Genomic DNA, 7,910 nt, shown 5'->3' on the forward strand with positions numbered 1-7,910 from the left:
AGGGGTAAGCCAAAGAGACAATGACCCTTTAGCTTGAACAAAGAGAAAGCGGCGTCATTTAGGCGCGGTCGGTAACATGCCCTTATAGGGCTAGAGCAAACCACCCGCTATGCGGGTGGTTATGATTATTTCCCGAACAACCTACGGTTAAAATCCTCAATCTTTCCAAACATCACCCGCTTTTGCATAGTCAGGCTCCAACTGGCAGATAACCCAGCGGCACTCATCAACCGACGATATTGCTCTTCATCAAATGGCATATTAAAAGCAATAGCTACCGCTTCTTTAACCAAAACATCACTATTACGGGAAACAAGAACAAAAGGCTTATCCGGGCTAACATTTCCCGCTGCAATAATTCGGTAAAGCCAACCACAGCGGCCACTCTCCTGCATAATGGCAGAAAAATTACTGATACCGGAATGAGAATTGAGTTTGTAACAAGGCGAACGAGGCTGAGTTACCTGAAGCATGGCCTCTCCCCAACTGAAAATATCACCGATACAAACATTTTCTTCAGTCAACCCCATTGTGGAAATATTTTCGCCAAACGCGGGAGCAATAAAGAAATCTTCCTGATCAGGAAATTGATGTTTCCAGAAATCGTAGTGTTCACGGGGATAATGGCAAAGCGCACGATCAGGGCCACCATGGAAACGGGTTTCGGCCTGTTCATCACCTTCTAATCCTAGAGAAGTCAGACGCAGGCTACCATCAACCATCCGTTTGTTAATTGCGCTGGCAGGCAGTTTTCCTGATATTTCAATTTTACCCGTATATACCTGCGGACAATACATAATTCACTTTCCTTATTGAAATCAGTCTGACATCACCATCATAAACCAACATTCAACCAATAAAAATGCCGGCAGTCATATCAGCCGGCATAGCAGAAAAGACAAATTATTCAGCAAGTTATTTCACTTTTTCCTGATAACGTATCGCTGCTTCATCCCAGTTAACAACGCTCCAGAATGCTTTAATATAGTCAGGACGACGGTTTTGGTACTGTAAGTAATAAGCATGTTCCCAAACATCCAGACCAATAATCGGATAACCAGATGCACCAGAAATTGCTTCACCCATTAATGGGCTATCTTGGTTAGCAGTCGATACAACCGCCAGTTTGCCATCATCTTTCAGTACTAGCCACGCCCAACCAGAACCAAAACGGGTAGCCGCTGCCTGCTCAAATTTCTCTTTAAAAGAATCTATACTACCGAAATCGCGTTCAATAGCTTCTTTTAATGGACCTTGCAGAGTTGTGCCTAATTTCAGACCTTTCCAAAACAAGCTATGGTTAGCGTGCCCACCAGCATTATTACGAACAAAAGTACGTTTATCAGCAGGTATCTTATCTAATTGCTGAATCAGATCATCAATATCCAGTCCTGCCAGCTCAGGGAAGGCTTCCAGGGCGCTATTGGTATTATTAACGTAAGTCTGATGATGCTTGGTATGGTGGATTTCCATCGTCTGCTTATCAAAATGAGGTTCCAGAGCTTCATAAGAATAAGGAAGAGAAGGTAATGAATAGCTCATATCATGTACTCCAGTCATATAAGAATGGTTCAAAGTCCACACCTTGTGAACAACGTGATCATTATAGTTAATTAAATATTATTGGAAATGCTTATCAACACCATATTCTCATTATGGTTTTATCATACAGCTGTGTTTCAGTGACTTATCAGTCAATTTGTCTATATTAAACATTATTATTGGATTAGGATTTTGAATTACTATTTTTGATTAGCAATTAAACCTAAATAAACCCGCCACACTAAATGACAATCACGTGAAAAATATTCTTTTTATTGCGTGATCTTCCGCGCAAAAAAAAAACAAAAATTCTCTTTACACTTTAGTTAACTTTGATTTGACATAATATTAACATTCGTAAGGAGAATATTATATGACCAAAATAATGAAGCACCCTATTCCTATCGCCATTGCAGAACATGCCCTGATGAATGAGCAACAATATCAACAAGACTACCAATTATCGTTGCAAGATCCCGACAGGTTCTGGGGTGAAAAAGGAAAAATTGTTGACTGGATTAAGCCTTACACCAAGGTAAAGAATACCTCTTTTGATCCTGGACATATCAATATCCGCTGGTTTGAAGATGGAACACTAAACTTAAGCGCAAATTGTCTCGATCGTCATCTAAAAGAACGTGGTGAGCAAACCGCTATTATCTGGGAAGGTGATGATCCAACAGAATCCAAAGCGATAACCTATCGTGAACTACACCATGATGTATGTCAGTTTGCCAATGTATTGAAAAATATGGGTATTAAAAAAGGCGATGTTGTTGCTATTTACATGCCGATGGTGCCAGAAGCAGCGGTTGCCATGTTAGCATGTGCCCGCATTGGTGCTATTCACTCTGTTATTTTCGCAGGTTTTTCTCCTGATGCTGTATCCGGGCGTATCATCGATTCAAACACCAAATTGGTCATTACCGCCGATGAAGGATTGAGAGCAGGACGTACAATCCCCCTGAAAAAGAATGTTGATGACGCATTAAATAATGCAGCCGTTGTCAATGTATCCAATGTGATCGTTTTTAAACGTACTGGAAATATTGGTCACTGGCAATCTGGCCGCGACCTTTGGTGGCATGAATTGGTAGCAGACGCGAGTGCTGACTGTCCAGTTGAAGAGATAAATGCAGAAGACCCACTGTTTATTCTCTATACCTCAGGCTCTACTGGTAAACCCAAAGGGGTACTGCACACCACTGGAGGTTACCTTGTATATGCATCTCTAACATTTAAATATGTATTCGATTATCAGCCGGGAGAAGTTTATTGGTGCACAGCCGATGTGGGATGGGTTACCGGACATAGCTACCTGCTCTACGGCCCCCTTTCCTGTGGCGCTATTACCCTAATGTTTGAAGGTGTACCAAACTATCCTGCGGTTAACCGTCTAAGTCAGGTTATTGATAAACATCAGGTAAATATCCTGTATACAGCACCCACAGCAATTCGTGCCCTGATGGCGGAAGGTGACAAAGCTATTGAAGGAACGAAACGTACTTCTCTGCGTATTATGGGATCAGTTGGCGAACCGATTAACCCGGAAGCTTGGGAATGGTATTACCAGAAAATTGGTAACAGCAAATGCCCGATTGTCGATACCTGGTGGCAAACAGAAACTGGTGGCTTCATGATCACACCACTGCCAGGCGCAACCGAACTAAAAGCAGGTTCCGCAACGCTACCTTTCTTCGGTGTTCAGCCCGCATTGGTTGATAATCTTGGTGAACTACTAGAAGGTGTTTGTGAAGGAAACCTGGTTATTACCGATTCCTGGCCAGGACAAGCACGCTCACTATTTGGCGATCATGACCGTTTCGAACAAACCTATTTCTCTACCTTTAAGGGAATGTATTTTAGTGGTGATGGCGCACGCCGTGATGAAGATGGCTACTATTGGATAACTGGCCGTGTTGATGATGTGCTGAATATTTCCGGCCACCGTCTAGGTACTGCTGAAATTGAATCTGCTTTGGTCTCTCATCCTAAAATTGCAGAAGCTGCTGTCGTAGGTACCCCACATAATATTAAAGGGCAGGCAATTTATGCCTATGTCACCTTAAATCACGGTGAAGAACCCTCTCCAGAACTCTATACAGAAGTCCGTAATTGGGTACGTAAAGAAATCGGTCCGATTGCTACACCAGATATCCTACACTGGACAGACTCCTTACCAAAAACCCGTTCAGGAAAAATTATGCGTCGTATCCTGCGCAAAATAGCCTCCGGCGATACCAACAATCTAGGAGACATTTCAACACTAGCAGATCCAGGGGTAGTAGAAAAATTGTTGGAAGAAAAACAAACAATGAGTATTTCATAACAGATCATGCCGCCGTAAGGCGGCTGTAATCAAAATATAATAAATATAAGAGGATATACTCCGATGAATGACGACATTTACCAAGGGATCGAGAATAACCCGCGTTTCAAAGAATTGGTTGAAAAGCGAGGACATTTTGCATGGTTGCTATCAATAATCACATTAATTCTGTATGTCGGTTTTATTTTTCTCATTGCATTTGCCCCCGAATGGCTAGGTACTCCCCTTTATAATGATTCCAGTATTACCCGTGGAATACCGGTTGGTATTGGTTTAATTGTTATTTCATTCATCTTAACCGGCTTATATGTAATCAGAGCCAATAGCGAGTTTGATCACCTTACCTCACAAATTCTCAGTGAGGTAAAGAAATGAAAACGTTCCTGTTATTAGCAATAGTGCTATTTCCTCATCTCACCTGGGCTAACGCAATCTCTGAAACTGGAGAAAGGCAACCTATCAACATTCAGGCCATTATCATGTTTGTCCTGTTTGTTGGTTTTACACTCTATATCACTTACTGGGCCTCAAAAAAAACCCGCTCCCGTACTGATTACTACACGGCGGGGGGACGTATTACTGGTTTCCAAAATGGAATGGCAATTGCGGGAGATTTTATGTCCGCAGCATCATTCCTCGGCATTTCCGCTTTAGTCTATACGTCTGGTTATGATGGACTAATTTATTCTATCGGCTTCTTGATTGGCTGGCCTATTATCCTATTTCTGATTGCCGAAAGATTAAGAAACCTTGGACGCTATACTTTTGCCGATGTCGCTTCTTACCGGTTACAGCAACGCCCAATCCGTACGTTATCTGCAATTGGCTCGCTGTTTGTTGTCGCCCTTTATCTTATTGCTCAGATGGTTGGTGCAGGCAAACTTATCGAATTGCTTTTTGGGCTCAATTACCATGTAGCGGTCGTATTGGTTGGTATCCTGATGGTACTTTATGTTTTGTTTGGCGGTATGCTAGCAACGACCTGGGTACAAATTATCAAAGCTATCCTATTACTAGCTGGTGCCACCTTTATGGCCCTTATGGTCATGAAAATAGTAAACTTCAATTTCAATACGTTGTTCAAAGAAGCCATTGCTGTCCACTCAAGAGGTGAAGCCATCATGAGTCCAGGAGGGTTGGTATCTGACCCAATATCCGCACTTTCTCTTGGTCTGGCATTGATGTTTGGTACCGCTGGTTTACCTCATATTATCATGCGTTTCTTTACTGTAAGTGATGCGAAAGAGGCCCGAAAGAGCGTTTTCTACGCTACTGGCTTTATTGGTTATTTTTACATTCTGACTTTTATCATCGGCTTCGGTGCTATTTTACTGGTTAGTCCAAACCCTTCCTTTAAAGATGCTACCGGCGCACTCATTGGTGGTACTAACATGGCAGCCATTCACCTCGCTAGTGCAGTTGGAGGCAACTTGTTTCTGGGTTTTATCTCTGCTGTCGCCTTTGCCACAATTCTAGCCGTTGTTGCGGGGCTAACGCTGGCTGGTGCATCAGCAGTATCACATGACCTATATGCAAACGCCATTAAACGCGGTAAAGCCAATGAACGAGATGAACTGAGAGTATCAAAAATAACAGTTGTGATACTTGGGTTTATCGCAATCGGATTAGGTATTCTATTTGAGAACCAGAACATAGCTTTCATGGTTGGATTAGCATTTTCTATTGCTGCAAGCTGTAACTTCCCAATCATTCTTTTGTCTATGTACTGGCGTAAACTCACTACTCGTGGTGCGTTAACCGGAGGTTGGCTAGGATTAATTACAGCAGTAGTTTTAATGATTCTCGGTCCAACAATTTGGGTCAGCATTCTCGGTCACGAGAAACCAATCTATCCTTATGAATATCCAGCATTATTCTCAATGATTATCTCTTTTATTGGTTCATGGCTATTTTCTATCACCGATAATTCACAACAAGGTATGCAGGAAAGAGAACAATTTAGAATCCAGTTTATTCGATCACAAACAGGACTTGATATCGCACAAGGAAAAACACACTAATTACGTTTTTATGTCCAGCCTCTCCTTCGGGAGAGGTATTTTCATTAGACTGTGGGGTGCTTTTCTCCCGGAATAACACCTCACCGTTGCATTTCATCGGTGCAGTTAGCCAGCGTTCGATGTACAGACAGATCCACAGGCTGTTTGTATGTTTCCTCACGGATTTCATGAGTAAATCATGAGGAATATTGTCAAACTAGCCCTTGATATCGAACTCCAATATCCAATCTTGCTGCCAGCATCGCTGCCTTGTTACCCTGATGGCATCAATTGCCGATTTATTCGGTCGGTAGCCATAAAAATCCGGCAGAAAATGAGGCTCAACAAGCGGTTCGAAATGAAGCCTGACCACCATTTGCGCCACGCGATCCGCAACCGTGGGAATAGTTCACCTCCCGACTTCTTGGGAATAGCGACACCTTTCACCGGGGGTGGATAATAACTGCCCGATGATAAGCGGTTCCAGAGTGTGTACAGATTATCTTTCAGATTGGATTCAAAATCCGCGATGGTTTGACCATCCACGCCTGCCGCGCCTTGATTGGTTTTAACCAATAACCCGGCACGATACACATCCCTTTTCTCAATGACAAACGGTTTTGCCTTAACCTCCGTATCTCCTCCTGCCTGACAGTTGGATACCGGGTAAGGCTGCTTGACGTGACCGCTTCGCTCCACATTCATTACCAATATTTCCTCACTACTACGAGTCACTCCGCCCCCGTATCACCCATCGGTACTCTCATACTTGTCAATTTAGTGACTTGCATTTCTCCCTTGACATCGTGATGACGGGTTCCCGCAGTTCCCAGAAAGAGCCCGATACAAAGTCACGCCCACTCTACGCCGGACACCACCTGCGCAGCATTCGGAATTCACTCACAGATTTATCCCGGAAGATAGAAACGCCCCCGGTTTTAATGTCAAATCTCTTCTTTACGACGCGTCCACATGGGCTCGGTTTTACTCGTCTCTTTGTACCCTACCTGCCGAACTATTGTTCGCGCTTTGACCTCAACGCTCACGACCAGCGCTCTTTACGGCAGCCGCTTGAGGGGGTTTGAAGCCGGCTTCCGACAACGGACTTCGGTGGGCCTGCCACCCTCTCCTCCTGAGCTTATGCTACATACTGGCTGCGTTCCCTATGCTGCCAGTTTGTATGCCTGCGGCACACTTTCTATCAAAAATCGCCTTCTTAACATCAGTTTATCCCAGAGAGATAACGCTTTTGCCTTCATGTTATTACGGACATGAGTGATTAACGTTATTCCTTCTGCTTCCAGTTCATCGCACAAGGCCTGTGACAAATACCCTTTATCGCCACACAAACACCCTGTTAACCCTTGTACCCGCGCTTTGACGGGATGACGATCATCTTTATTTCCTGAGGTCAACTTAACCGCCAAAAGTTCACCACAATCATTAATAACCAGATGAAGTTTAAAGCCATAAAACCAACCGGTACGGGTTTTCCCTCGCTGTGCGACGCCCTGAAATACGCGATGACAGGGAATACGGAGATTGTGGCAAACGGCAATTTTAGTTGAATCAATAAAAGCGATCCCCAGGGTTTCAGCCTTGCGTGACGAAAGAAAAGCACAGAGAGGAATGAGTGCCCTTTGCTTTAAGGTTAACATACGGGTGTAGCTGACCAACCGGGGAAAATCGGCCTTAAGATAGTGTTTAACATGCTGAATATAAAACGTTTTAAAATCACGATAATGGCTCATGTGGAATAAAATGAGGAGCGTCATCAACAGAAAGGTAAGAAATTTATTATTATGCATATCTATGGCAGTCATGAGCCATCCTGTAACCGATTTCCCGAAAATAAACTGATATCTTTCTCATCGAACGAAGATGATAATTGCTATGACAGCTCAATAGTTTACCTGATTATCACTTAAATTCAGCTCCCATAGGCGTATACTTAAAATAAGTCTGTGTGGAGGTAAATGAAAATGGCTAAAAATCAGATTCAATTCCAAAAAGGCATTTCTATTCATGAGTTTATTTCA

At 43.2% G+C, this 7,910-nt stretch carries 6 protein-coding genes and 1 pseudogene; 3 read left to right on the top strand and 4 right to left on the bottom strand.

Annotated elements, in window-relative coordinates; translation table 11 throughout:
* Nucleotides 1-125 precede the first annotated feature (125 nt).
* A complete protein-coding gene (yiiM, locus tag CKY02_RS21805) occupies nucleotides 126-797 on the bottom strand; it encodes a 6-hydroxyaminopurine reductase (RefSeq protein ID WP_112896879.1) in 672 nt (223 codons plus the stop codon).
* Between the two features lie 118 nt (nucleotides 798-915).
* Complete coding sequence (gene sodA, locus CKY02_RS21810; protein ID WP_112878426.1) at nucleotides 916-1,542, bottom strand: superoxide dismutase [Mn]; 627 nt, start codon at nucleotides 1,540-1,542, stop codon at nucleotides 916-918.
* Nucleotides 1,543-1,915: 373 nt separating this feature from the next.
* Here sodA and acs point away from each other — a divergent pair, with 373 nt between their 5' ends.
* From acs to actP, 3 genes are all read left to right on the top strand, one after another.
* On the top strand, nucleotides 1,916-3,871 hold the full coding sequence (gene acs, locus CKY02_RS21815; RefSeq protein ID WP_112896880.1) for an acetate--CoA ligase: 1,956 nt from the start codon (nucleotides 1,916-1,918) through the stop codon (nucleotides 3,869-3,871).
* 63 nt (nucleotides 3,872-3,934) lie between these two features.
* Nucleotides 3,935-4,246 carry a DUF485 domain-containing protein gene (locus CKY02_RS21820; RefSeq protein WP_112896881.1) on the top strand — a complete coding sequence of 104 codons (312 nt, stop codon included), beginning with the start codon at nucleotides 3,935-3,937 and terminating at the stop codon, nucleotides 4,244-4,246.
* On the top strand, nucleotides 4,243-5,892 hold the full coding sequence (gene actP / locus CKY02_RS21825) for a cation/acetate symporter ActP (protein ID WP_112896882.1): 1,650 nt from the start codon (nucleotides 4,243-4,245) through the stop codon (nucleotides 5,890-5,892). Before CKY02_RS21820 ends, actP begins: the two co-directional genes overlap by 4 nt.
* A 252-nt stretch (nucleotides 5,893-6,144) precedes the next feature.
* Here actP and CKY02_RS25360 read toward each other — a convergent pair whose 3' ends face one another.
* Together CKY02_RS25360 and CKY02_RS21840 are read right to left on the bottom strand one after the other, a co-directional pair.
* Nucleotides 6,145-6,606: a hypothetical protein gene (locus tag CKY02_RS25360; protein WP_202924748.1), complete on the bottom strand. Its 462-nt coding sequence runs from the start codon at nucleotides 6,604-6,606 to the stop codon at nucleotides 6,145-6,147.
* 440 nt (nucleotides 6,607-7,046) lie between these two features.
* Nucleotides 7,047-7,649, bottom strand: a pseudogene (locus tag CKY02_RS21840) (IS982 family transposase); the annotation flags it as partial.
* Between the last annotated feature and the right edge of the window lie 261 nt (nucleotides 7,650-7,910).

The organism is Photorhabdus bodei (assembly GCF_003287735.1).
Lineage (GTDB): Bacteria > Pseudomonadota > Gammaproteobacteria > Enterobacterales > Enterobacteriaceae > Photorhabdus > Photorhabdus kayaii.

What these genes read in the sequence shown, in the direction of transcription:
- yiiM (WP_112896879.1), bottom strand. Translation starts at nt 797, where the DNA reads ATGTATTGTCCGCAGGTATATACGGGTAAAATTGAAATATCAGGAAAA.
- acs (WP_112896880.1), top strand. Translation starts at nt 1,916, where the DNA reads ATGACCAAAATAATGAAGCACCCTATTCCTATCGCCATTGCAGAACAT.
- sodA (WP_112878426.1), bottom strand. Translation starts at nt 1,542, where the DNA reads ATGAGCTATTCATTACCTTCTCTTCCTTATTCTTATGAAGCTCTGGAA.
- actP (WP_112896882.1), top strand. Translation starts at nt 4,243, where the DNA reads ATGAAAACGTTCCTGTTATTAGCAATAGTGCTATTTCCTCATCTCACC.
- CKY02_RS21820 (WP_112896881.1), top strand. Translation starts at nt 3,935, where the DNA reads ATGAATGACGACATTTACCAAGGGATCGAGAATAACCCGCGTTTCAAA.